General features: G+C 37.9%; 21 protein-coding genes. 8 read left to right on the top strand and 13 right to left on the bottom strand.

Features of this window, described 5'->3' with window-relative positions; all coding sequences use genetic code 11:
- The first annotated feature begins 8 nt into the window (after positions 1-8).
- Positions 9-1,319: a hypothetical protein gene (locus LC115_07850; protein MCZ2356584.1), complete on the top strand. Its 1,311-nt coding sequence runs from the start codon at positions 9-11 to the stop codon at positions 1,317-1,319.
- A gap of 72 nt (positions 1,320-1,391) precedes the next feature.
- Here LC115_07850 and recJ read toward each other — a convergent pair whose 3' ends face one another.
- The gene (gene recJ / locus LC115_07845; GenBank protein ID MCZ2356583.1) at positions 1,392-3,089 is read right to left on the bottom strand and encodes a single-stranded-DNA-specific exonuclease RecJ; all 1,698 of its coding nucleotides are present in this window, start codon (positions 3,087-3,089) and stop codon (positions 1,392-1,394) included.
- Between the two features lie 566 nt (positions 3,090-3,655).
- Positions 3,656-4,150: a TlpA family protein disulfide reductase gene (locus tag LC115_07840; GenBank protein MCZ2356582.1), complete on the bottom strand. Its 495-nt coding sequence runs from the start codon at positions 4,148-4,150 to the stop codon at positions 3,656-3,658.
- Between the two features lie 152 nt (positions 4,151-4,302).
- Between LC115_07840 and LC115_07835 the strand changes: the two genes are divergently transcribed.
- Positions 4,303-6,081, top strand: coding sequence for a zinc ABC transporter substrate-binding protein (locus LC115_07835; protein MCZ2356581.1), 1,779 nt, complete (start codon positions 4,303-4,305; stop codon positions 6,079-6,081).
- Between the two features lie 3 nt (positions 6,082-6,084).
- Here LC115_07835 and LC115_07830 read toward each other — a convergent pair whose 3' ends face one another.
- The gene (locus tag LC115_07830; protein MCZ2356580.1) at positions 6,085-7,050 is read right to left on the bottom strand and encodes a polyprenyl synthetase family protein; all 966 of its coding nucleotides are present in this window, start codon (positions 7,048-7,050) and stop codon (positions 6,085-6,087) included.
- 174 nt (positions 7,051-7,224) lie between these two features.
- Between LC115_07830 and paaN the strand changes: the two genes are divergently transcribed.
- Positions 7,225-8,934 carry a phenylacetic acid degradation protein PaaN gene (gene paaN, locus LC115_07825; GenBank protein MCZ2356579.1) on the top strand — a complete coding sequence of 570 codons (1,710 nt, stop codon included), beginning with the start codon at positions 7,225-7,227 and terminating at the stop codon, positions 8,932-8,934.
- Between the two features lie 483 nt (positions 8,935-9,417).
- Complete coding sequence (locus LC115_07820) at positions 9,418-12,150, top strand: 2-oxoglutarate dehydrogenase E1 component (GenBank protein MCZ2356578.1); 2,733 nt, start codon at positions 9,418-9,420, stop codon at positions 12,148-12,150.
- A 195-nt stretch (positions 12,151-12,345) separates the two neighbouring features.
- Here LC115_07820 and LC115_07815 read toward each other — a convergent pair whose 3' ends face one another.
- The 4 genes from LC115_07815 to purQ form a co-directional block, all read right to left on the bottom strand.
- Positions 12,346-13,230: an FkbM family methyltransferase gene (locus LC115_07815; GenBank protein ID MCZ2356577.1), complete on the bottom strand. Its 885-nt coding sequence runs from the start codon at positions 13,228-13,230 to the stop codon at positions 12,346-12,348.
- A gap of 402 nt (positions 13,231-13,632) precedes the next feature.
- Positions 13,633-14,553, bottom strand: coding sequence for an OmpA family protein (locus LC115_07810; GenBank protein ID MCZ2356576.1), 921 nt, complete (start codon positions 14,551-14,553; stop codon positions 13,633-13,635).
- Positions 14,554-14,739: 186 nt separating this feature from the next.
- A complete protein-coding gene (locus tag LC115_07805) occupies positions 14,740-15,804 on the bottom strand; it encodes an aminotransferase class V-fold PLP-dependent enzyme (GenBank protein MCZ2356575.1) in 1,065 nt (354 codons plus the stop codon).
- 5 nt (positions 15,805-15,809) lie between these two features.
- Complete coding sequence (gene purQ / locus LC115_07800; GenBank protein MCZ2356574.1) at positions 15,810-16,493, bottom strand: phosphoribosylformylglycinamidine synthase subunit PurQ; 684 nt, start codon at positions 16,491-16,493, stop codon at positions 15,810-15,812.
- Positions 16,494-16,639: 146 nt separating this feature from the next.
- Here purQ and LC115_07795 point away from each other — a divergent pair, with 146 nt between their 5' ends.
- Positions 16,640-17,788 carry a cysteine desulfurase gene (locus LC115_07795; protein MCZ2356573.1) on the top strand — a complete coding sequence of 383 codons (1,149 nt, stop codon included), beginning with the start codon at positions 16,640-16,642 and terminating at the stop codon, positions 17,786-17,788.
- Positions 17,789-17,810: 22 nt separating this feature from the next.
- Here the strand turns inward: LC115_07795 and holA are convergent, their stop codons facing one another.
- From holA to LC115_07775, 4 genes are all read right to left on the bottom strand, one after another.
- The gene (gene holA, locus LC115_07790) at positions 17,811-18,824 is read right to left on the bottom strand and encodes a DNA polymerase III subunit delta (protein MCZ2356572.1); all 1,014 of its coding nucleotides are present in this window, start codon (positions 18,822-18,824) and stop codon (positions 17,811-17,813) included.
- Positions 18,825-18,891: 67 nt separating this feature from the next.
- Positions 18,892-19,779 (bottom strand): glycosyltransferase family 2 protein, encoded by an 888-nt coding sequence (locus LC115_07785; GenBank protein MCZ2356571.1) that lies wholly within the window; start codon positions 19,777-19,779, stop codon positions 18,892-18,894.
- A gap of 4 nt (positions 19,780-19,783) precedes the next feature.
- Positions 19,784-20,677, bottom strand: a complete 894-nt coding sequence (locus tag LC115_07780) for a sulfotransferase (protein ID MCZ2356570.1) — start codon at positions 20,675-20,677, stop codon at positions 19,784-19,786.
- Positions 20,674-21,543, bottom strand: coding sequence for a sulfotransferase (locus tag LC115_07775; GenBank protein ID MCZ2356569.1), 870 nt, complete (start codon positions 21,541-21,543; stop codon positions 20,674-20,676). The genes LC115_07780 and LC115_07775 overlap by 4 nt, the downstream gene beginning before the upstream one ends.
- 222 nt (positions 21,544-21,765) lie before the next feature.
- Between LC115_07775 and LC115_07770 the strand changes: the two genes are divergently transcribed.
- Together LC115_07770 and LC115_07765 are read left to right on the top strand one after the other, a co-directional pair.
- Positions 21,766-22,743, top strand: coding sequence for a T9SS type A sorting domain-containing protein (locus LC115_07770; GenBank protein MCZ2356568.1), 978 nt, complete (start codon positions 21,766-21,768; stop codon positions 22,741-22,743).
- A gap of 118 nt (positions 22,744-22,861) precedes the next feature.
- Entirely contained in the window at positions 22,862-23,704 is an 843-nt protein-coding gene (locus LC115_07765) for a sulfotransferase domain-containing protein (protein MCZ2356567.1), read from the top strand.
- A gap of 4 nt (positions 23,705-23,708) precedes the next feature.
- On the opposite strand, the gene LC115_07760 is transcribed toward LC115_07765, so the two are convergent.
- Both LC115_07760 and thiD read right to left on the bottom strand, forming a co-directional pair.
- Positions 23,709-24,305 carry a hypothetical protein gene (locus LC115_07760; protein MCZ2356566.1) on the bottom strand — a complete coding sequence of 199 codons (597 nt, stop codon included), beginning with the start codon at positions 24,303-24,305 and terminating at the stop codon, positions 23,709-23,711.
- Positions 24,298-25,158, bottom strand: coding sequence for a bifunctional hydroxymethylpyrimidine kinase/phosphomethylpyrimidine kinase (gene thiD, locus LC115_07755; GenBank protein MCZ2356565.1), 861 nt, complete (start codon positions 25,156-25,158; stop codon positions 24,298-24,300). Before thiD ends, LC115_07760 begins: the two co-directional genes overlap by 8 nt.
- A 320-nt stretch (positions 25,159-25,478) precedes the next feature.
- Here thiD and LC115_07750 point away from each other — a divergent pair.
- On the top strand, positions 25,479-26,480 hold a 1,002-nt coding region (locus LC115_07750; GenBank protein MCZ2356564.1), incomplete at its 3' end, for a PAS domain-containing protein.

Here is a 26,480-nt window from a genome sequence, read left to right as displayed (position 1 = left end):
AAGCATTGATGCTTCGTCTGATTGCCCTATTTTGCTTTTGTTTACCTTTTGGGGCTGTATTGTCTCAACAAAAACCGGTTGAAGCATTCTTATGGCTCACAGACTCCCGATTATTGCAGTTTCAAGAGCCGGCATCTGAAGCGTCCCTAACCGCAATGCCTTATACGTTCCTATCCGCTGTTCCGGAAGAAGTTTTTTTTCAAGAAACTTTTAAAGCAATTAAGGCTAAAACACTAACAGTTTACCGAGATGCACAACTAACTACACCTATTTCGTTTACCGAAATAGCCCAGCAATTTCCAGTTATACAACTCAAAAAGAAAAAAATAGCTAATAGTATAACTTGCTTACATATAGGCAGATTTGAAACTTGGCAATTACAAGACAGTACCTATTCACGTACTTTGCAGGCTTGGATATTGAGAATTGAAACAGAAGGAAATCTGAAAAATGCACTATCTTTATTTTTGCCACCCAATAATCCTTTTCCAATCCGATACCTTAAAATGGCCTATGACTATGGGGCAAATATAAACCAAACGCCAGAAGATGTTATGCGCCAGCAACTATACAATTTTTCTTGGACAGGGACTACTCCACTGCCGTTTGCTATTAAATTAACGTATCCTAAACCGGAAGATAGCTGGGAGAAAACTGGAGCTTATTCGATTCCCAAAATTGTTTTTAAGGATAGCTTTCAGATTCCGTTATTTACAGCCTCAGAATTAAGTCGTTATGATAACCAAGCATTGCTACAAAGTATTGGTAGAGCTATTTTTGCGGCTGTATTAAGCGGCAAAATCAAGTTACAATATTTTAGTTTTGGAAATGACAATAAGCTGCGTTATGTCCCGATTTCTTACGTACGGGAGATTGTGCTGCAGCATCCGGCTGCGCCTACGCATGAAGTAACGACTAAAACAATTCGAGAGTTCGACTTTTCGGTTGGTCTTGTGGCTATTGAAGTGTTTGGTGCTTGGGAAAAGATAAACCACAAACTTATATTTAATCCGCAGAAAATTCATTTAGTTTGGGGGCAAGGGAATACGGAAGATTATTTTGGCATTGGCTTTTTGAATATTCAGGATTTAAAATCTTTACATCTTATTTTTCAAAATCAGCCGGTAGAGCAGATTTTACAGAATCCCGTAAAACTCTTTTGGTATCCGATTCAACTTAATACGTATCCAATTATTCATTTTCAAGATGCCCGTCAGATTCGCTGCTTGTTAGAAGATGTCGAGAACTTTCCTATTCCAACTGCCAGAGATTTTCTCCAAAAGACAAGGCCAATTGGTATTTCACCACATTGCCCATAACCGATTTTGACAAAAGTATTATGCTTATTATCAGGAAGTTAGCAAGTAAAAGTTTTTATAATTAGCTGATGCTTAGGCATGAGCTCTAAAGTCGCGGATTCGTAGCTGGATAATATTTCTATTTTGCAGTGTATTTAGTTCTAAGGAATATACAATAGCTACTGATTTGGCGGTTTCGAGTTCAGTAGTACGTTCGGCCATACCAAAGGCAATTCCTTCCATAATAATTTTTCCTTGCCGGAGGGTTAGTTTAAGATGTTTTTCTTTAATAATACGGTAGTTTAAAAGCACAACACTATTTGTTTGGTATAAAGGAATCATATTTTCCGGCCCAAAGGGAGACATTCGCTGTTGTAATCGGAAGAATTTATCCGTAATTTGGCTGAAGTCAATGATAGCCTCAATGGGGAGTATGGGTAAGGTTTGGTCAAAACGGATTTCGCGTTGGCAGATATTTTCAAATGCTTCAGCAAAGGAGTTCATATTTTCTTCGGTAACGGTTAAGCCGGCAGCATATTTATGGCCTCCAAACTGCACTACAAATGTTGAGCATCGGTTGATGGCTTCGTGAATATCAAATTCGTGAACACTTCGGCATGAGCCTACCCACTTGTTGTCTGCCATCGTGAGCATAATAGTTGGTTTATAGTAGCGTTCAATCAGTTTAGAGGCTACTATTCCGATAACTCCTTTTTTCCAATGTGCTCTCCATAGGACAATAGATGCGTTGCCGAGCAGGTGCGGCGATTGTTCTATAATATCTACACATTCGTTATAGATTTCGTTTTCAAGTATTCTGCGGGTTTCGTTAGAGTCTTCGAGCAGTGAGGTATCTTGCTCTAATGATTCTTTTTTTCCGCGTAATACTTCTACGGCGTGGCGGGCGTGGCTGATTCTACCGGCAGCGTTAATGCGAGGCCCCATAAAAAACACTAAGTCGCTGATTTCCCACGCACGCTGGTTGCTTGCCAGATTTTTGAGTGCAGCTACTCCGGGTAACGGGTTATTTTGGATTTTTTTTAGCCCATAAAATGCGATAGTGCGGTTTTCGTCAGTTATTGGCACTAAATCACAAGCAATACTGAGGGTTACTAAGTCCGCAAAATGCTCCCATATATAATCATTGCGGTTAAGTTTAGACCACAAAGCGCATAGTAATTTAAATCCGATTCCGCAGCCGGTTAGTTCTTTGTAGGGATAAGCACAGTCTTTACGTTTTGGGTTCAGCATGGCCACAACTGGCGGTAATGTAGTATCCGGTAAGTGGTGATCACAAACAATAACATCCATACCATTTTGGGAAGCATATTCTATATGCGTATGTGCGCGTGTGCCACAATCTAAGCAAATCATCAACGTACATCCCTTAGATAACCCAAAATCAATCCCTATATAACTCAAGCCATAACCTTCTACGTATCTATCCGGAATATGATATTCATAGCTAACTCCCAGCATATCAAAGGCTAATGTAGTTAAAGCAACAGAGGTCGTGCCATCTACATCAAAGTCTCCATAGACCAAAATTCGTTCTTTATTACGGATAGCTAATAAGATTCGTTCAGTTGCTATGGCCATATCTTGCATTAAGAAAGGGTCATGCAAGTCTTGCCATTCGCAGGCAAAGTATTTTCGTGCGTCTTCATAGGTTTTAACCCCTCTACGAACCAATACAGAAGCTGTAACGGAATCTATTTTTAATTTTTCTTCTAATAATTTTCTGGGTGCTTCGGTGCTTTCCGGCTGCAGTAACCAGCGTAACTTTACCATTCCTATTCTCCTCGGTATTTCGCTTCTATTGGATAATACTGCGAATTTGCACAGATTTAGCCAATATTCATTGAAACACGGAACTATAAATTGAAAAAAATAGAGTACAAAAATTTAAGCTGTGGCTTAAATCCTATGATTAGGAGTTTTTTTTGCACTATTGTTTCTAATTTGTAATGAGTTATCTGCCTTTTTTATTTTTCGACTTAAATACTTGCTAATGCAATAATTTTCTCCCCCCCCCAATACTGCTTCCCCTAAATTATACAGTTGTTCCCTACAAGTGGTACACAATAAATAATTTTATGTAGCATTCTTTTTTAACCCATCCTGTCCTAAACAATACCTTAAGCGATTGATACTCAACTTGTTTTAAAGAACAACCATCCCTTTTTAAAAGTACTTATATTTTGCTCATTTTCAATAAGATACAACGGTTTTAAAAAAATGTTTAGGACAGTATTGGTTTATAATTGAGAAAAAATAACACCCTATATTTTACCCTAAAATAGGTTTACAAAAGTGTAGCCAAAAACAAACAATAGAAGAAGACAAAAGATAGCTTTTTACGGAGACAGCATCGGAAATACGGTGTCATTCAGTTCTATCTCATCAAAACTTTGTTCCTTAAAAAGTCGTTTTTGGGTCTTTGCTGCAATAAATAACGTTGAAGGAATAGAGCCTGACCATTTAGGGTCAATTTTATCCATCCATAAATTTGGGTTCGTTTCTTGCACAACTAATACTTCAGCAGAAATTTTTCTCTTCTGTATAAAAGGCTCTACACGAGAAAATGCAGCATCTTGATTATCAACAGAAAGCAATAAAACCCGTATTGGCTTATCTTGATTGTGTGTGTGAAAGTTGTTAAAATCCCAGAGTTCTGCCACACAAGGCTTACACCAAGTAGCCCAAAAGTTTAGCACCCAAGTGGTATCTGAATGACGATTAACGCGGCTTAATATTGAATCAATTGGCAAAACTCGAACTCTTTGGGCAAACCCTGAAGTAAAACTGACCCATAAAATCAGCCAAATTATTGCAGACTTAAAAGAAATCATATTGCGAAAAGATTGCTACTCTCCCAGTTTTACAAATATCGTTAAAAACAACTACTGTTAGAAATCAACCAGAACATTTTATCCTTGAACCTGATATTGCTACGTTTTTAGCATGATTTACCTTTTTTTGTAGCTTTGCCAAAACTGAGTTTGTGGATAGCTTCAAAAAGAAAATTATATTCAACATATTCGTAATCATTATATCACCATTTTTAGGGTTTTGCCAAAACGATAAAAAAAACGTTGTTGCCACAATTAATATTATCAGTGATATAGCCCGCCAAATCGCCGGGGACGAAATTGTAGTTCAATCGTTATTGCCTACCGGCACAGACCCACACATCTACGACCCAATTCCAAGAGATGCAATAACGTTGGGAAATGCCGACCTGATTTTGATAAACGGCTTAACATTAGAAGGTTGGATTAAAAAACTAATTGTAAGTGCAAATGTTTCCGGTAAGGTAATTACCGTTAGCCGGTATGTTAAGCCCATAGAAAACACAGATATTCATAACGCAACAGACCCACATGCGTGGATGTCTCCTCAAAATGGAATTTTATATGCACAAGCTATTACAGAAGCATTTACCCAACTTTTACCGCAGAAAACAGCCTATTTTGAGAATCGTTTCATCACATACAAACATCAGTTAGATAGTTTAGATTTTTGGATTCGCCAAGAAATTCAAAAAATACCTCCTGAAAATCGAACCTTAATCACGACCCATGATGCATTTCGATATTATGCAAGCCATTATGGTTTAAGTGTTAGAACTTTAATAGGCACTTCTACTGATGCCGAAATTGCTGTTTCTGGAATGGAATCCTTAATAGCAGAAATTTCAACGAGTAATGTACCGGCTGTCTTTGTAGAGGCTACGACCAACCCTAAGGCATTAGCTCAAATTGCCGCTGACTATGGCCTAACTCTGGGAGATAAATTGTATGCTGATTCTATGGGAGAAACCGGCTCAGGAGCAGATTCTTACATCGGAATGTTAGCAGAAAATACCAAAAGAATCGTTGCCGGACTAACCTCTTCCAGAACACAAACACGCAAATTTCCAATAGATAACGCATTATTTATAGTAGTCTTAACCTCTTTTATAGCTGCCTTTTGGCTGTTAACAAAGTTGATATTAAAAAGAAGTTCAACGCCGGATTCTAATGCTGAAAAGAAAATAACAATCCAAAATTTATCCGTAGGTTATTCCGGAAGAATGATACTAACTAACTGTTCGTTAGAACTTTATACAGGTAAAATTTATGGGATTTTGGGTGCAAACGGTTCTGGGAAATCCACCTTTTTAAAAGCTGTTTTGGGAATTGTGCCTATCCAAAAAGGTACAATTTCGCTATATGGAAAACCACTTTCTACAATGCTACGTTATATCGCTTATTTGCCCCAAAAAGACGAAGTAGATATTCAGTTTCCGGTAACCGTAAGAGATGTTGTTAAAATGGGGTTGTATCCCGGCAAAAAAGTTTTTGAAACCATTCCCAAAACCGAAATATCGCGTATTGAAAAGGCAATGGATCTCTTAGAAATCAAGCAGTTAGCAGATTTCAGGGTTTCTGAGCTATCTGGCGGGCAACTGCAACGCACATTTATGGCAAGGGCAATTTGCCAGCAAGCCGATGTGTTCTTCTTAGACGAACCTTTTACGGGCGTTGATGCAGCTACCGAAATCAAAATGATGCAACTATTCAAAGAGTTAGCTGAAAGTGGAAAATTAATAATCATGATTCATCATGACATCAGCAAGGTAGAAGAATATTTTGATGAAGTGATTTTGATAAACAAACGGATTGTGGCTGCAGGGCCGGTAAAGACGACTATGACTTCTGAAAACATTACCAAAACTTATGGCGGTGCAGCTACGCTATTGGTTCATGCTGAGGAACTTATGAGAAATCAAAAAAAGTGATTTTTAATATTGGCGGTTAATCAGCAGTTGGGCTAAGTTGTGTAATTTTTGGGTAGGCCGGTGTGATAGCTGTGCTAAATAATAATCCGCTTGTTGCTGATATGCTTGCATCAGTTTTTGTGCTGTTCCTCGGGCATCGGTTTCTTCAAAAATAGCGCGGACGGCCTCTATTTTTTCTGCTGAACGAGGTTGCTTTTCCCAGTATCGTAACGCATCTTGATGATGCCCCATAGCATTCTCCCAAGCAGATACCCAAAGAATAGTCCGCTTATTTTCTAAAATATCCCCCCCAACGACCTTTCCAGATTCTGCGGAGGTCGCATATAAATCCAAAATATCATCTTGAAGTTGAAAAATAATTCCGATAGCTTCTCCGTAGTTTTTTAGTAATAGTTGCTCCTCTTTGGAGGCATTTGCGGCAATAGCTCCGAGCTCTAAGGCAGCCCCTAAAAGGGTAGCCGTTTTGAGCGTAATCATCTCCAGATATTCGTTTTTGGTAACGGATTCTCTTTTTGAAAATTCGAGGTCTAAAATCTGCCCTTCACAAACTAAACGAGACATTGTAGTAAAGCATTGAACCAGTTCGGCAAAAGGCATATTTTGGCAATTTGCTAATAATTCATAACAATACACCATCAGTACATCACCGGCAATGATTGCAGTATCTGTGCCATGTGTTATGTGAACCGTTGGATGCCCGCGTCTGGTGGGGGCACTATCCACAATATCATCATGGATCAAAGTGAAATTATGAAAGCATTCTACGGCAGATGAAACCGGTAAAGCACATTGAAAATCAGTATGATACAACTGATATGAAAGTAGTACCAACAGAGGGCGAACTCGTTTACCCGGGATTTTAATAAAATCTCGAATCGGAGTATATAAAGCCGCCGGCTGACGACTCATCATCGGCATCTCTCCTAAAAAGTTTTCAATAGACTTTAGCTCGCTGTCGTAGGTAATCACTATGCAAAGGTATATTTTTTTGTTTTTAGCCACCCTTTTGAACTATCCTAATTGCTAAAATGTATTGATAATTATCTGATTTTAAGCCTAAAAATTAGGCTTAAAATCAGATCCATTCAGGCTGTTTTTGTTCATTGAATATATTCACTATTTTATTTTAACACATTCTAAAACATGAGTTTACAGGTTACTACTGCTACGCGCTCTGAGTCTATTCAGTCGTTAATAAATAAGCACCAACCGCTGTTAGAAAAAGCCATTGAGGCGGTTCATTCACGTGGTTTTTATGCTGCTTATCCGGAATCTCCCTCTCCTAAAGTATATGGAGAAGGTGTTCTGGAAAAGGGTTCAGCAGATTTTCAAAATCAATTGGGGAAAAATTTCGCCGGTCTTTTGCAACAGACTGATTCTTGGCTAAAAGCCAAAGAACGGTCTCCATATACCATGCAAGACTTAGATATAGCTTATCCGGTTTGTAATGCGTTAGAAACATACGTTAAGCAGTCTCAGTCAGCTTTAAAGCAATGGAGAAATACAGATTATGAAGTGCGGGCGGCATTGTTGGTAGAATCCTTAGAGGGCGTTAAAGGTCGTTTTTTTGAATTAGCTAATGCGACTATGCACACTACCGGGCAGAGTTTTGTGATGTCTTTTCAGGCTTCCGGCCCGCATGCAAACGACCGCGCATTAGAAACAATTGCACTGGGCTTATATGAACTACGCCGCTTCCCAACCCAAACAGTATGGGAAAAACCTATGGGAAAGTTTAACATAAAACTTGAAAAACATTATCGTGCTGTTCCTAAGGGCGTTGCGCTATGTATCGGATGTTCAACGTTCCCTACTTGGAATACTTTACCCGGATTATATGCAAATTTAATAACCGGAAACTCCGTTATTGTAAAACCACATCCGACTGCTATTTACCCAATAGCTATTGTTGTCGCAGAATTACAAAAAACGTTTGCTGCCTATGGCTTAGACCCCAATATCGTTCAGTTAGCTTGCGACACTCCCGAAAAACCAATTACAAAACAACTATGTGAAAATAAGGATGTTAAATTAATAGACTTCACCGGAAGTTCTGTTTTTGGGGATTATGTAGAATCTTTAAGCGGCAAAACAACTTTTACCGAAAAAGCCGGAATTAATTCAGTGATTTTAGACAGTTGTTCAGACTTAAATGCTGTTATGCAAAATTTAGCGTTTTCAGTGAGTTTGTATAGTGGCCAAATGTGTACCTGCCCACAAAACTTTTTCATACCTAAGTCCGGCATTCAGGTAAACGGAGAAACCGTTAGCTATAATAATGTTGTCAATTTATTGACGAATGCAATATCGGGCTTAGCTACACATGAAAAGATGGGGCCGGGTATTTTGGGCGCAATTCAAAGTGATGCTACCTACGAAAGAGTAGAGCAAGCTCGAAATCTTGGCACAACGATATTATTAGATTCTCAGCCAATAACTAACCCTGAGTTTCCCAATGCCCGCCTGCAAAGTCCCTTAGTATTGGAAATAGACCCTAAAAATTACAGTCTATTATCTCGGGAACTTTTTGGGCCGGTTTTGTTTATTATTCCCACAGAAAACACGTATCAAAGTGTTCAGTTAGCCAAAGAGTTAGCTGCTCATTCCGGTGCTATTTCCTGCGGAGCATACACCACAAGTTCAGAAATAGCCGAAATGATTATTACGGAAATGAGTGAATCATACACACCGGTTTCTTTCAACCTAACCGGGCAGATTTTCTTGAATCAGCATGCTGGATTCAGCGACTTCCACGTAACCGGTGGAAACCCCGCCGGAAATGCCTCCCTAACAAATCCAGAATTTATAACCAAACGCTACACCTTAGTTGGCCATAGAATTAACCTACAATAGTTTATAGAGTAGATAGTTACTGAATTTTCTGAGCTATATCTTGAAATGTAGCTCAGAAAATATAACAACTAGCGTTTCGTTGTTTGGGAATATTATTGCAAGTAGGGTATCATAGTTTCCTTGTTTCTTGGAAAAACAAATAGTATTCCTAACTATATTTCTGTTTCTAACTCTCTAATGAGTTATTTATATTTTCTGTTTTCTGGGTTGAAGAAATTATTTTCGGTAAGTGTGCTTAAATAATTCTAATCTCAGTTCTTTTTTAATCTAATTTTTGGATACTTTTGTACTTTGGTAATGAAAGTAAGTGATTTCAACTTTTGTTTCAGTATAAATTGTAAAGTTACTCCTTATAGCTAAGCACCTTATCGTGCTTCCTGAGCTATGACCAAAATATTTTCCTCTTTTTAGTTGCTATATTATTTAGAATTGTATTTTTGCCCGAAGATACCCCAATAATTACAGCGTTAAAATTCGCTCATCATGGATAAATTGACATATTTAGGCAATGCTGGTGCAGAGTATGTGGAACAGCTATATCGGCAGTATATTGACACGCCGGAGACGTTAGACACGAGTTGGCAGCGTTTTTTTGAAGGATTTGAGTTCTCCCGAAGTGGAGAAGGCGTTCAAACAGTATCTAATGCCTTCTCAAAAGAAGTTCATGTTTTAGACCTAATAAACGGATACCGCAGCCGCGGGCATCTATTTGCAAAAACGAACCCAATCTTGCCCAACAAACCTTCCTTACCTACCTTAGATATATCTAATTTTGAGCTTACAGAGGCAGATTTAGATACCAAGTTTCTCTCTGGAGAAATAATTGGGTTAGGTATGGCTACATTACGCCAGATTATCAGCCACTTAGAAGAAACTTACTGTGGATCTATCGGTGTAGAATACAGATATACCCGCAATCCGGAAATAACAGCGTGGTTAGAGAAACGCATGGAGACCTCTAAAAATAAGCCCTCTTTTTCTAAAGAACAAAAGAAGGCTATTTTGAAGAAATTAAATGAATCTGCTTCTTTTGAAAATTTCTTACACAAAAAATTTGTTGGCCAAAAACGTTTTTCGTTAGAAGGAGCGGAATCTCTTATTCCGGCATTAGACGGTATTATCTTACGCGGGGCAGAAAATGGAGCCAAAGAATTTGTCGTTGGAATGGCTCATCGAGGCCGACTGAATGTACTTACAAACATTCTCCAAAAGGACTATGAAACCGTTTTTGGAGAATTTGAAGGAAAAGGGATAGCTAACTCCATTTTTGACGGAGACGTAAAATATCACATGGGTTTTTCAAGCGACCCGGTACTTGCAAATGGCAAACAGATCCACCTAAGTTTGGCACCTAATCCATCTCACTTAGAGGCAGTTAATCCAGTAGTTGAAGGGATGGTTCGCGCCCGCCTTGATAATATCTATCAAGGTGATATTGATGCAATTGTGCCGATACTGATTCATGGAGATGCTTCTTTATCTGGGCAAGGTATTGTTTATGAAGTGGCGCAGATGTCCGAGCTAAAAGGCTATGGGGTCGGCGGAACAGTTCATATCGTTATCAATAACCAAATTGGCTTTACTACTGACCCTGAGTGCTCCCGCTCTAGTACATACTGCACAGACATAGCCAAAGTAACTTTATCTCCAGTATTTCATGTTAATGGAGATGATCCCGAAGCAGTGGTCTTTGCGACCCAATTAGCTATGGACTTTCGCCAAGAGTTCAATCGAGATATTTTTATAGATATAGTATGCTACCGTAAATATGGCCATAACGAAGGAGATGAACCCAGATTTACGCAAGCATTGATGTATGAAATTATTGATAAACATAAATCCCCATTAACAATTTACCAAGAAAAATTGATAGCTGAAGGAGTAATTACTACCCAAGAGTTTGCTGAAATGCAGCAGGGGTTTGACGATTATCTCCAAAATCAGCTGAAAAGTGCCAAAGAAAAAGAAGGTTCTGTCCTTGGAGACCTCCCTAAACGGTCTTGGGTAGGCTTTCGATACATCACCCGAGATGAAGTACTTGAAATTCCTGATACCAGCATTACCGATGACCAATTAACCAAATATACAGAAATACTTTCGACGATTCCAGCATCTTTTGTACCCCATAAAAATGTGGCTAAACTATTTAGCGACAGAAATAAAATGGTGTTTGAAACCAACAAAGTTGACTGGGGAATGGGAGAATTATTGGCTTATGCTTCCTTGCTGGCAGATGGACATAGTATTCGCATTTCAGGGCAAGACGTTGAAAGGGGCACTTTTTCACACCGTCATGCTGTTATCAAAGACCAAAAAAATGGCAGTTCTTATACTGCATTAAATAATTTAGCCACCGAAAAATCTAAGTTACACATTTATAATTCTTTATTATCTGAATATGCGGTTATGGGTTTTGAGTATGGATATTCGTATTCTTCTCCCAATGATTTGGTAATTTGGGAAGCTCAGTTTGGAGATTTTTCTAATGGTGCCCAGATTATCACCGACCAATTCTTTAGTTGCAGCCAAACAAAATGGCAGAGGCTAAATGCTCTAACTGTTTTATTACCACATGGTTATGAAGGTCAAGGGCCTGAACATTCCAGTGCACGTATGGAACGCTTTTTACAACTTTGTGCTGAAAACAATATTTATGTGTTGGATTGCACCACGCCGGCAAATATGTTTCATGCGCTTCGCAGACAAGTAAAAGGAGAATATAGAATTCCTGCTGCGATATTTACCCCCAAAAGTTTACTTCGGCATCCCAAATGTGTCTCTCCTGTCGCTGATTTTATGTATGATAAATTTCAACCTGTAATTGATGACCCAACAGAACAGCCGGAAATTGTAGATAGACTGATATTCTGTACCGGAAAGATCTATTACGACTTACTTGACCAGAAATTAGCTTTTAACAAAGAAAATGTGGCTATTGTTCGCCTTGAACAGTTGTATCCTTTACCGGAACTTGCTATTCGGGATATAATCGCTAAGTATCATAAAGCTAAGGTGTTATGGGTTCAGGAAGAGCCAGAAAACATGGGAGCTTGGACTTATATTCTACGAAAACTTCGCGACATTCCATTTGAAGTTTGTTCCAGAAAAGAAAGTGCCAGCCCAGCTACGGGATCACATAAACAGCATCTTTCCCAGCAGGAATACATAATCAAAAAAGCCTTAGACTTAGTCCCTGAAACTCAATTAGTTAGATAGAACTACTGACTTTGAGGTAAAATTGCATATAGTAAAACAACTAAAGATACAGGGCAAAAATTTCAAATAGTTAATTATTTGAAATTTTTGCCCTGTACTAAAAAAGTAATTACAAAATTACTATTGATAATCAAGTAGTTAGGATTAGAAAAAATTGTTCCTAACTACCAATAGTCTGTACGATGTACATTGAATTTACTTAGGAGTACAGAGTATATCAAAATGGCAATTCGTAAACGATTGGTCAGCGTAAACTGCTGCGTTGTTTTCTGCATTTATAATACTATAGTTTAAAGATTCTACTAAGGCTATTAGTTCCTTCGCAGAATTACCAACAGCTTTTAAATTATTATCATCTAATTCAATAAACATAATCGGTTTAAACTTTTGGATAGTTTCTATTCCTCCTTTTAGTACTTTAAATTCGAATCCTTCTACATCTATTTTAATAACGTTTATTTTACTTATATCTTTTGAGGTAATCCAATCATCTAATTTTTGTACTTTAATCTCAATAGACTCCTTATTCGTTGTGTTACCAATAACAATTCTATTTCCTCCCCTATTAGTTGGTGTATCTACTACCAATAAAAATACATTATTAGAGTCTCCTAAACCAATATTATTAACTTCTATATTACTAAAGTTATTAAGTGAGATATTTTTAAAACATGATTTATAGTTAATTACATCGGGTTCAAATCCATAAACATATCCATTGGAGCCAACCCTATCTGCAAATCTTAAAAGTGTAGTTCCTATATTGGTTCCGATATCAAGTATTATTGCATCCTTTTTAGCAAGGTTCAATAATCTTTCATGTGCGATATCTTTAAATCCAAAGTATAAGAAATGCGCAACATAGTCGCTTATATCTCCTTCTAAGCAAATATCATTAATTTTAAATTTTCGTATCGTATTTGGTTTATATTGGTAATTATTAGGAGCTATTTTCCCAATGAATGAAGTGGATTCTTTATTATGGGTAAAATATCGTAATATTTTATCTATCTGTAGTATTATAAAAAGACTTCTGAATGCATTTAATAATTGCTTTGGTTTTTTTATATCGCCATTCATAATTAACTATTTGGGTCTTAGATCGGGGAGTATAACTTCCAGTACACGGCAAAAGTACAACTATTTGAAACCCTGCAAAATAAGTTCGTATATATATTTATAAATAGCTGATAATCCGTATATTAATAGTTTTTTTGATAAGCGGTACACAAATAATTCTGAGTTCCGTTCTTTTTCCGCCCATTTTTAGATATTTTTGTGCTTCGACAATGAGGATAAGTAACTTCGGTTTTAGGTTAAATCGTAAAGTTACGGCTTGTTGTCAAGCGTTTATCATACTTTCTGAGCCACAACCAATAAATATACTAAGAGTCAATATATTATCTAATTTATAAATATTTAATTCATTGATAATTAGATATTTAAGTTAAAAACTACCGAAGTATTATGGGTATCGAGTAGCTACATTTTTTTTATCTCTACCCGTCTGTTTTTGGTTTTTCCTTCCTCGGTGCTGTTATCAGAAATGGGTTTATCTTGTCCATAACCAACTGACTTTATTCTGTCTGTGGCAATACCTTTGCTTACTAATGCGGCTTTTACGCTTGCAGCACGTTGTTCAGAAAGGGTTTGGTTAGAATCCTTATTGCCGGTATTATCGGTGTGTCCTTCTATTATAATTTTTAAAGACGGATTTCCTTTCAGCATTTTGTATATTTCATCAATGATATTTTGGGATTCATTTTTGATAACAGATTTCCCTGTTTCAAAGTTAATGTAAAGCACCAGAGAGTTTCCATTATTGATTTTTTCAAACATTTCATTGACTTGAATATCTTGCTTCATGGCTTCCTTTTCTGCAATAATCAAATCATATCCACCATCAGCAAGTTGTTCATACACCCAAATTTCTTTGTTATTCTTGGTAAATTTAAAAGTCGTTGACCAATTTGTGCAGCCATTACCAACCGGAATATCTCCTCCGTTAATGCTTTCTCCGTTATGGTCATAATATCCTGAACACCACCCTTGATATTCTCCTAAAACAACACCTCCATTTTGTTTTGCTGCCGTTTGAAAGTTACGCATGATTTGCAAGCCAGATGCTGGTTTCGCCTCTTCTTTTAATGAATACTTAAATGCCATTATTTTCCCTTCAACTGCTTCTGACTTGATTTTATTATCATTCTTAGGATTTGGAATGCCTGTAGGAAATTTCATAGAGCCAAATTCTAATTCTTCACAATTTGAAAGATAATAGTTTGGCATCCGGTTAAATAATGGATAGTCTTTACAGCCTTCAGCATCGTCTTGCGCAAATGCTGTGTTTACTACAAAAGCTAAGACTATAATAAGTCCTGTTCTAAAAAAATGTTTCTCCATTGTTGTTTTATTTTTATTAGGTTCTTTTACTTCGGCTAACTAAGCTGTTAATGAGATTTTTTCCTGTCAATATTGATGCCAATCAGCTCTGCGGCGGCAATTTAAATTCAACTTTTATTAAAAACAAATATCAATTTTATAAAGATAATTGCTTCTATTTGTTCAAGGGTAGATTAGGGGTCGTTGTCAATTAATTTGTTTGATAAAAAGGTTCAGCCATTCTTGTTTAATAGTTGGGAAGTTTGCTATTCGGAAGGTATTTTTTTTCCAAGCACCATATCCACTGCTGACTACAAGTCCCTCAGTAGCAAGTTGTTTAGTCCAGTTTTCCTGTGATTCGGTTTTGATAACAATAATTGTTTGGGATCGGTTTAGATAATTGGTTATCAGTGGTTTTAAGGTTGGGTGAGCTTCTAATACGTCAAAGAGCATATCTGATTGGGATCGGGTACGTTCTGCTATAATTTGAATGGAATTACGCTCTTCTAAAACACGGGTAAGGAGATAAATATTTGCGGTATTCGGTGTATGGGTAGTTTGGCGGTTTCGGTAATGCTGAATCGCGTTTGCAAGTAAATTATAGCGGTTGGTGATATTAAAGTGATTGGCGTACTCTACTGCTCGCCGGCTTAATAACATTACGGCTAAACCTGCCGGTAAACCAAAGCATTTTTGAACCGAAGCAAACCAAATATCAGCACATGACCAAGGCAACTGAATGCCGCCCATGCTGGAAGTAGCGTCCACAGCAAGTAAGGCTTCCGGATACCTGTTGTGCCATTTCACAATTGAATCAACGGGAATAGCTGTGCCGTTAGAAGTCTCATTTTGGGTTAAACATAAAATCCCGTTAAAAGTATCTAGGGTAGTTGGATTTACAACCTCATTAATATCAAATTGTTGCGCTGTTGTAAGCATCGGTTTTATGCTTTTTGTTCGTTCCCACCATTTTTGGCCAAATGATCCATTAAACAGATGATGCGATTGGCTTTCCGGAAAAGAATCTGCCAGCACTTGCCAACATTCTGTTGCCGAGCTAAACAAGAGTACAGCATAGTCTCTGGGTAAAAGTTGGTTATGCTGAAAAGCAAGTACCAGCCGTTCATACAGGGCAGAAAATTGTGGGCTTCGGTGTGAACGGCTTAGAATTCCGGAGGTACAGGCTTCCTGATAATATTCATTGACGTGGCTATCTAAGGTAGCAGGGCCAACAGATAAGCAAACCCACTTTCCGGATTCATCTTGATACATGAAAATCAGCTATTTAGGCAAAAACTTCGTAGAATCTCAAGTCCGTCAGTATTATGAATATCCGAGTCGGCTGCACGCTCTGGATGGGGCATCATCCCAAATACATTTTTATTTTTGTTACACACGCCGGCAATGGATTCTAATGACCCATTGGGATTGCTGGCCGAGGAAACCTCACCAGATTCATTGCAGTATCGAAATAAGATTTGCTCATATTCTTGAAGGTTATTCAAAGTATCTTGTGGGCAGAAGTAGCGTCCCTCTCCGTGTGCAATGGGTATTTTTAAAGGGTTTGAGGTTAAATTTTGGGTTATTATTGAGTGCTGAGTTGCCGGTTTAATGAAAACCGATGAACAGTTAAATAGTTGATTATCATTTTTTAATAACGTTCCGGGTAGTAATCCGGCTTCTGTCAAAATTTGAAAACCGTTACAGATTCCCATCACTAATCCGCCATTTTGGGCAAATTTGATGATCTCCTGCATAATGGGAGAAAAGCGAGCAATAGCACCAGAGCGCAAATAGTCGCCATAAGAAAAACCTCCGGGCAAAAATACTCCTCTACAACCTTGTAAATCAGTGTCTTTATGCCATAACGCAATAGGTTCTTTTCCCGTAATCCGTTTAATTGCTAATCGCAAGTCATTATCGCAGTTGCTACCCGGAAATGTAACTAAACCAATTTTCATGTGCTCCAAAAACTTCGCTAAGTAACTATAAAAATGCATACAGAATAATTCTTTTTGGGCACTTAATCTTAGATAAAAGCAGTCGGCTTTGTAAGCAGCTAAATAGAAGTTACTCTTTTTTGTAACTTTGTTCTCTCTTATTTATGATGCGAGCCTATTTAGACAATGCAGCTTCTACCCCAATGTATTTAGAATCTGTTGAAGCGATGCTACCCTATTTGACCCAATATTTTGGGAATCCTTCTGCAATTCATCATCATGGGCGGATTTTGCGTGCTGCAATTGAAAATAGCCGTAAAAATATTGCGCAATTACTGCATTGCGCTCCGGCAGAAATCGTTTTTACAAGCGGCGGCACAGAAGCCGATAATATGGCACTCTGCGGCTGCGTGTATAGTCTCCATGTTAAGCACATCATTACCACTAAATTAGAACATCATGCAGTTATTTATACAGCAGAAAAATTAGCAAAGCGTAGTGGCATAAAAATAACCTACTTATCAGTTGATGAGTTTGGGAACATTTCTTTAGAGGAACTAAAAAACACCTTAGAAAAATGCTCCGAAAAAACATTAGTCAGTTTAATGCACGCCAACAACGAAATTGGAACCTTACATGATATTGCGGCTATCGGAAGTTGCTGCAAAGAGTTTGGTGCATTATTTCATTCAGATACAGTTCAAACGATTGGGCATTTTTCCCTTAATCTAAGCAACTTACCGGTAGATTTTGTTGCGGCTTCGGCACATAAGTTTGGGGGGCCAAAAGGGGTCGGCTTTTTGTTTAGAAAAAATCAATCTGCGGTTGAACCTCTTTTATATGGTGGAAGTCAAGAGCGAAACCAACGTGCCGGTACTGAAAATGTTGCCGGAATTGTGGGAATGGCTGCCGCTTTAGAACATAGCTTACGAAATATAGAAGAGCATACGAAACATCTAAATAACCTCAAACAGTATTTTAAGGAAAAACTAACCCAGCAAATTCAAGAAGTTCAATTTAATGGAAACCAGCAAGTTGGATGTTCGGCGGCCACTATTTTAAGTGTAGTTTTTCCGGGTTCAGACCCAGAATCTATGTTACTTTATAATTTAGATACGCATGGAATTTCAGCTTCCGGCGGTTCTGCCTGCACTTCCGGCAGCAATGCAGGGTCGCACGTCTTGCGAGCAATGAACTGCTCCGAAATACGAGTCGGAAACTCTATCCGGTTCTCTTTTAGCCCATTAACAACTATTGAAGAAATAGATTACACTATTTCTATTTTAACAAAACTTCATCAAGAAGCATTTGTATGAGGAAATAAAATTCCTCAAAAAGCTATTGTAATAACTTTATTATCAATGTTTTTAGGATATGTCCATCGCCTATTCGGGTATTGATAATTCCTTTTAGGGCTAAATCTGCCTCTAAGATATACTGTAGATTTTGTTTGATGCGGGTGAATGTAAACTGCTGAAGGGCTGTTTTGTAGCGTTTTACAAAAAAGGGGTTAATTCCCAATATCTGAGCGATGCTGCTATCGGTTTCTGCATGGCGGTATTTTAAAATAGATAAGTCCCGAAAGAATACAAATAGCTGATAAACAATAACTATTGCTGGGTTTTCACGGGGGTTGCGAAGCATTTGGGTGATTATCTGATGGCATTTTTCCGGCTCCCGCAAGGAGATTTTATCAATCAGTTCAAAAACGTTATAGTCTTTGTCTATGTCTATGATGTCAAAGACAGTTTCTTTAGAAATATGATTTTTTTGTTGTTGCTTCAGCGTTAGTATTATTTTAGAAATCTCATTCTCAATAATTTGTAAATTGTTTCCTAAATAAGTGGCGATTATTTGTTGGGCATCTTCGGCAATGGTAAAACTACTTTGTTTAACATATTGTGCCAGCCAGTTGGCAATTTGATTTTCATATAGGGATTTGGATTCAAATACTATTCCGTTTTTATCCAATACTTTAGACCATTTTAGGCGGCCATCCGGTTTTTTTTTATCCTTGCAGGCGAACGCTAAAATGGTTGTTTGTACCGGTTTTTCAAAGTAGGTGGTGAGTTTTTCAAATTCATCTTTTTTAATGCGTTGCGCTTCTTTAACGATGATAAGTTTGCGTTCACTCATCATGGGAAAACTTTTGGCTAACGAAAGCAGCCGGTTAGCGGTAGCTTCTTCTCCATAAATTATATCCACATTAAAAGACCGGCAGCTTTCTGGCACCACACATTCATCTAAGGTACTGATTATCTTGTCAATAAAATATGACTCTTCTCCATACAGATAATATAATGGCGTAAACTTTTGGGAACGAATATGATTGAGAATTTCCTCATATTTCATAATGTAAAATTCTACATCTTTAATTAAAATTCATTCACTAAGCCCAAATTATTTTCCACGATTATAGTTATCGGCTGCGGAGTGCTTTTAGGCAAACGTTTCTGCGTTCTAAGTGATGTTTTTTTCGGGTAATTAGATACAAAATAGAGCTTAGTGCAAGCCTAAGCCAGAGTCCGATTGTCAGGATAGTGTTGGCCAATAATCTTGTTCCATAGCCGGAAAAGTTTTGATGAAACCTTCTGAACCCTTTGACAATCAGGTCAAAACGGCCTTGATTATAGCCACCAAGATGCTGATAACGCAAGGCTGGGTAGAAACGGGTTTGTAGGCCGGCTACTTGAACTTTTTTGCAATAGTCAATATCTTCAACATACATGAAATATCCTTCATCAAGCCCCCTAAGCTGACCCCAAAGTTCACGGGGAGTACTTAAAAAAGAGCCTTCTACCCAATCAACGCTGTAATTATCAGTGCTTTGTGGAAAGTTCCCAGTGTTAAAATATTGATTATTTTTGTATATACTGGATATTTTGATTAATCGAAGGGGTTCTGGAAAATGGCCTGCGGATTTTCTGTATTCCATATCTTTTCCCAGCATCTTGATGCCGATTGCTCCTACTGTTGGGTTTTTCTCGAAATAATCAATCATCGGCTTGATGTCATCTAACAAAATAGTGTCATTGTTTAACAGCAGTAGGTATTTACCGGTTGCGAGTTTGGCAGCCTGATTGTTTGCGCGTGCAAAACCCGTATTTTCGTTGTTTTCTACTAAATGAACATCCGGAAAGTTATTTTGAATTAAAGCAGGGCTGCCGTCCGTAGATAGGTTGTCTATCACTATAACTTCATGAGAAATAGTTAGGTTATCACGAATAGAAGCAAGACAATTGGTTATGACTTCTTTGCCATTGTAATTAACGATTAATATAGAAAGTGTAGGAATTGAGGTTTCCATGAGATTACCAAGGGAGTTTTCTGCCAAGTAAGTCTGAAACAGCTTGAATATCTTCTTTAAAGTATTGATTCAGAAATGCTTCTGCCTTAGGGTCAATAGCCGGTTTTTTTCCTGTATTCCAGCGCATAATCTGTTCTCTAAACTGTAGGCGAATCTTATCCGGTATGATTTTCTTAAAAAAGGACTTTATCGAAGACGGATGATTTAAAAAAGTGGAGATTTCTTTTACTTTGGATTCGCCAGTACGGTTGTAAATCTGCTCTGTATCAATGAATACCGTATCGTCTATATCCAGAAACTTGAAAACTATCTTCATAGCGGCAGGCGTATCTAACATAAAGTCTTCAAAGATAAGTACTAAGATTTGTTCTTTTTTGAAGGTGTCATAATATCTTTGTAAATGTGAGGCATAACGAGATGAAGAGGCATAGAGCCACATATCCCACCAGCCTGCTGCTACTCGTTGTGGTTCTAATTCTAAGCCACGCATAAAGGTTTCGGTTTCATGCTGCTCACGAACCATGTGCATATACTGAGAATAGGCTTTTTGAACCGGATTCCGTAAGATAGCGATGATTTTAACATCATCCCCTAACTCGGATTTGATATTATGCCGCGCTTCATCATAAAGTAAATAAGATGGAGAAACTTCGCCAATTCTTTTTTGGTTTTTTACAGCCTTATAATGAGAAAGATAGCTTTCTAAATCTGCACATAAGCCGGCTAAAACCAGATCATCTCCCGGGCCATTCAAGGTTTGTTTGATAAATGGATATGAAAAATAATGCAGCTCCTTTTTGGTGGGCAGATAAATGTCCGGATGTTGGTGCAGGTAATAAAATAAAGAGGTTGTTCCGGATTTAGGTGCTCCGATAACCACAAAATTTGGTTTTTTCATACATTTTTAGGCAGCCAAATAGATAGATTGAGGTTTGTAAGTTTTTCTAACTCAGGTATTTCTGCTAAAAAATATTGATTAAAAATATGTTCTTTGAGTTCAGCATCTATCTTTATGGAATGAGTTAATTTTTTTTGGTTTAACGAATCGGCAGTTTGAGCAATTTGTAGTTTGTATTTACGTGGAATCAGTTTTCCAATAAGTTTGCGTAATGGATTTTGTTTATCATAAATCATATTTCGCAAAAACGCAAATCTTGGTGTAGAGGCTGGGTTGCTGACTATATCTTCTTGAATAGAAAAACTGGATATTCCTAAAAAATCGGTTATTTTGGTAAGGGTTTTATTCAAGCTCTGCTGAATATCTTGCTCAAAGAGCAAAAACAAAAATTGAGCATTGGGAAAATGAGCCTGAAATGCTTTTATTTGTTTCAGATATTGGCTGCGTGATATATATGAAAAATGGCGGAATCCTGTATCTGTAAGGGTTCGTTCTGGTTCTTGCAAAATAGCTGTTTTGAAGTCTAAGGTTTCTAAGCCACGCCGTTGGCTCATTTGATAATGAGAAAAAGCCCGCGAAACCGGCTCCCGCAGAATAATGATAAACTTTAAATTTTCACCCAAATATTGTTTGATTCTGGGTGCTGCAATCGGAAAAAATAGATATTCAGGGTCAATTTCTCCAATAATCTGGTTGGTACTTGCCTCACCAAAATAACGCTGTTGATAATCTTCAAAACCCAATGAAAATCTATCTTCTCGAACAAAAAAGTGGGTTTCCTTAACTTTGGGTAAAAAAATTTGTGGATGCTGAACCAATGCGTCTTGTAAACTGGTTGTCCCTGCTTTTTGCGCACCGATACACATAAAACTTGGAAACCTATGAAAAACAGCCATGTATCTACCAGATTTTGCAAAGGTATAAAAAACTGAGGTAGCTTTTGAGAGCATAGTCGGTTTTATCCGTTAAATAATAAAAAAACTGATTTAATTTATTGATTATCATTTTATTGCAATATATTTTGTTTCGATAGATAAGCGTTTGGTATTTGTGTTTATAAGTCAGTACTTTGCGGAGTTATTTATTGAATGAAAGGTTTTCGGTTAATTTGTTGTATTTTAATTTATGTAATTTCAGTCGGAGATATAGCGGCTCAGTATGCCGGGCCGGTAGGTTCTCCCACGACAACTGCTATTTATAGAGATAGTTCTATTTTGGTAAACTGGGCTATTGGGTGTTCTGTGGTTCGTGGTTATAGAGATATTGCCGTTCCTGATTCTGGTTTTGCGAGTTATGGTGCAGATTCAAACGCTATTGGGCGTGCAGGCGAAAGCGGCTTTGTGAGCTTAGGAGATAGAGGCGAGGCAGTTTTGAGGTTTCAGCATCCGATTATGGATGGCCCCGGACCAGATTTTGCCGTCTTTGAAAATGCTTTTAATGACGGCTTTTTGGAACTCGCTTTTGTAGAAGTGAGTAGTAACGGCACAGACTTTTACCGATTTCCGGCAGTTTCTAATACCCAAACTCAAACCCAAATAGCCACTTTTGACGACTCTAATGATGCTACCAAACTCCATAATCTCGCCGGAAAATACCGCGCCAATTACGGAACTCCTTTTGACTTAGCAGAACTCCCTAATTATCAAAATCTTGATAAAAATTCCATTACCCACGTAAAAATCATAGACGTTGTGGGAAGTATTGACCAAAGATTCGCTTCTTATGACCAAAACGGCCACCCAATCAATGACCCTTATCCTACAAATTTTGAATCCGGAGGCTTTGATTTAGACGCAGTTGGAGTAATACACCAAAACTTAGAAAATTATCTGGATGAACTATCTCTTAACTCAATAGTACTTTTTCCGAACCCTGCCACAGACTACTTGTGGCTATCAAATGAACCCGCAATTCACGAAATTTGCTTATATCAATTGTCCGGAAATTTTGTCTGTAAAGCGGCTGATTTTCCTATAAACATCCAATCTTTAGCTCCCGGACTTTATTATGCGGTGATTAAAACAAAAACCGGACGGCAGTATCATCAAAAAATCATCAAAAATTAGAATTACAGCGTAACAGTATTAGAGTCTGTTATTTTTGGATACTTTTGCGCTTTGGCAATGAAGGTAAGTAAATCTTTTTGCCAATCTCTTTGTTATACTTTCTGAACCACAACCAAATATGAAAACCGAAACAGTTTGGGACAAATATCGCCATTACTTAAAGAAATATATTTCAGTTACTTGGGCTGGATTACAACCATCTGCAATGAAGGGGCGATTTATCGGGCCAAAAGTGTTGATGAACTCTCTCCCTAAATCCGGCACCAACCTTTTAGAAACAGCTTTGAGCTATTTTCCTCTGCTTCGCCACCACGGAGACATCACCATATCTACCCATAAATTTAAGTCGGAAGCACACTTGATTGCCAAAATAGAAAGCCTTTCTTGGGGGCAATATGCACCTGCGCACGTAAACTATTCCCCCAAAGTTGCGGAAGCTATCCACCGCTGCCAAATACGCAATTTATTGGTTATCAGAGACCCACGTGATGTCTGTATCTCTCATGAAAAATATGTAACCCATATAGACAAAGCCCACCGCGCCCATGAATTCTTTAAATCTTTACCCGATGATAATGCCAGATTGTTAGCAACCATCTATGGCGAAAAAAAACAGGTAGAACCTATCAGAGATTTATTACTGAACTTTGCCGGTTGGTTTCACGACTCAAATACGCTTATCGTTAGATTTGAAGATTTAGTGGGAGCAGACGGAGGCGGAGACGAAAAAAAACAACTAACAGCTATCCAGCAAGTTGCAAACCACTTGAATATACCTTTATCAGAAAGTCAAATTCAGCAAATTGCTAAAAATACATTTTCTACCAATAGTTCCACATTCCGAAAAGGGCAAATTAACGTATGGCGAGAAACATTAAAACCGGAGCACAAAAATGCCTTCAAAGAAACTATCCAAGATTTATTAGAACTATATGGTTACGAAAAAGATAGCAATTGGTAACAAGCTACTGACCGGGTCTATGCCAACCGTCATCTAAATAATCTTCAATACCGGGCATTTTTATCTTTTCAGAATGTAAAAAACGAACCCACTCAAAGGTGATTTTCCCTCCCCACACGCCGGAATCAAAGGAGCAAATAAAAGTCATATCATTAAGCGGAAACGAAAAGAGTTTGCCTATACCCGCCTTAAAATAATTCTCGTTGATGTTTTTTTCTAATTCAAACTTATAGTTTAGATATTCAGGGTTGTTAAAAAACAGTCTATTCAGCAGCGCATACAATTCATTGGGTAGCGCATTGGGCTCTTTCCCAATTTGGTTAGGTGCTATAAATAGCTGAATAGCAATGTGGTATCTCAAACAAGCACGTTGTTCTATGATAACTGACCTTTCCGGTGATAGTCTTGCTACTTCGGTTTTGGCAGAGTCATCCCAAGAACAATCCGTAAAAAAAGGATTCAGGTGGTCTATTAAAGGTTTAATATCTTCCGGTTTCATACGGCAGGGCTGTACACCTTGGTTTGCGCTAAAGCGGATTTCTTGTGCAAAGCCCTGCCACACGGCCAAGCACCCCAGCAATATCAGATATATGCTATTCATCTTGAAAGAAACCTTGCTTGATGGGGCTATTTCCGCCACCGATTTTGGTAGCTGCCAAAATTGCTTTATGTACATAAGAAATTGCTGTTTCAACGGCTAATAACGTAGGAACTCCTTTGGCAACCTCAGCAGCAATAACCGAAGCTAAGGTGCAACCCGTACCATGAAGATTTTCGGAACAAATATACGGATTTACAAAAACTTTCTCCGCATCATTCTCCCAAAAACGATCAACAGTAACTTTTATACCCTGATAATCAAGTGGTAAATGGCCGCCTTTTAGCAATATTGCCATCTGAGGAGCTTTTTGTAATAGGCGCCGATAAACTGCCGCTAAGGAAGTTTGAGCCGTTATTTCTATACCACTAAAAATAGATGCCTCCGGTATATTGGGCGTAAAAACGGTAACATACGGCAAAATATGCTGCTCTAAGTACTCTATGGCTTCATTTTCTAACAAAATAGCCCCCGAAGTTGATTTTAAAACAGGATCCAAAATAACGGGGCAAGAAATCTGCTGTACAAAATCAGAGACTACCCGAACGACCGCTAAATTAGCTAACATCCCAATTTTAACTGCCGCTATGGTAAAATCAGCATATAAAGCATCTAATTGAGCAGCAACAACATGGGCAGGTAGAGGATGAACCAACGATACCGTTTGCGTATTCTGTGCGGTAATAGCCGTTATGGCTGAAACCCCAAAAACACCTCGAGTAAAAAACGTCCTTAAATCTGCCTGAATACCGGCCCCCCCCCCCGAATCTGACCCCGCTATACTTAAAACAACTTTCTGCAACCCACTAAAACACCACAAAGATACACAAATGACTTTGGAAAGATAAATATCCATAAAAGTTCCCATCAGATTCAACTTTCATATTTTATCTTTTTGGATAATTATCCATACAGAACAAGTAATGGATTAAATGTATAGCGATAAACTATACATTTAATTAGTGTTAATTTAGTATAAAATATTAATGATTAATAGTTACTTAGCCCTGAGAAAGTGATATTATACGCATTAAAAAGAAGATGCTTTCTTGGTTTTTTTGAATCTGATAATATATTCATATTGAAAAAAACAAAAACTATTTCTTGTTAAATTGTGTTATGAAGCATATTTTTGTATTCTAAAATCATCAATACAAGTTTTAGGAATTATTACCTATGAAATTATTAGATGTCTTATTAAGACGAACCGATGACAAAAATGAGATTACCTCATTAAAAGCTGAGTTAGAGAGCCATTTAAAGGCTTTGCATGAGGGGGCAATTATCTCAGAAACAGACCCGAGCGGCAATATAACCTTTGTAAATGAGCCATTTATAAAGCTCTCCGGCTATAGCGAGCAGGAGATAATCGGAAAAAATCATCGGGTACTTAAATCCGGAAGCCAATCAGAAGAAGTATATAAAAAACTTTGGAAAACCATTTCTTCCGGTAAGGTTTGGAGGGGAACGTTATGTAACCGTAATAAAAACGGTGAGTTATATTGGGTAAAGTCCACAATCGTTCCGATTTTTGATGAAAAGGAAAAAATCAACAAATACCTGTGCATTATGTTTGATGTTTCGGAGGAGTTTTTACTGCACCAAGAAGTTTCACAAAAAATCGAAGAAATCACCGCTCAGGAAGAAGAAATGCGCCAGATGAATGAAGAAATGAGCGTCATTAACGAAAACTTAGCGGCTTCACAACGAGAATTAGAAACACAGCTATATGCGATGAACAACGCCGTATTGGTTTCCGCTACCGATATTCGAGGAAATATTGTTTATGCGAATGACAAATTCTGTCAAGTTGCCGGATACACCCGTGAAGAGTTTATGGGAAAGAATCACCGGATTATCCGCCACCCGGATATGCCCGCCGAAATCTTTGACGACCTCTGGAAAACCATCTCTGGCGGTAAAATTTGGCAAGGAGTAGTAAAAAATATCAGAAAAGACAACTCCCACTATTGGGTTCATGCTACCGTAACCCCAATCTTGAACGAAAGAGGTGTACCCGTAAAATATTTTTCGGTACGGTCAGATATTACTGCCCAAAAAGAATTAGCGGATACGCTAAATAATTCTGAACAAAAAATAGACCAGCTAAATGCTCACCTATCGCTTGCCAAAACAGCATTAGAGAAAAAAGTAGAATCCATAGAAGGTGAATTTAAA

It is taken from the genome of Bacteroidia bacterium, assembly GCA_026932145.1.
Taxonomy (GTDB): Bacteria; Bacteroidota; Bacteroidia; order J057; family JAIXKT01; genus JAIXKT01.
The sequence above is the reverse complement of the archived record's forward strand: the minus strand, read 5'-3'. Positions and strand labels throughout refer to the sequence as shown.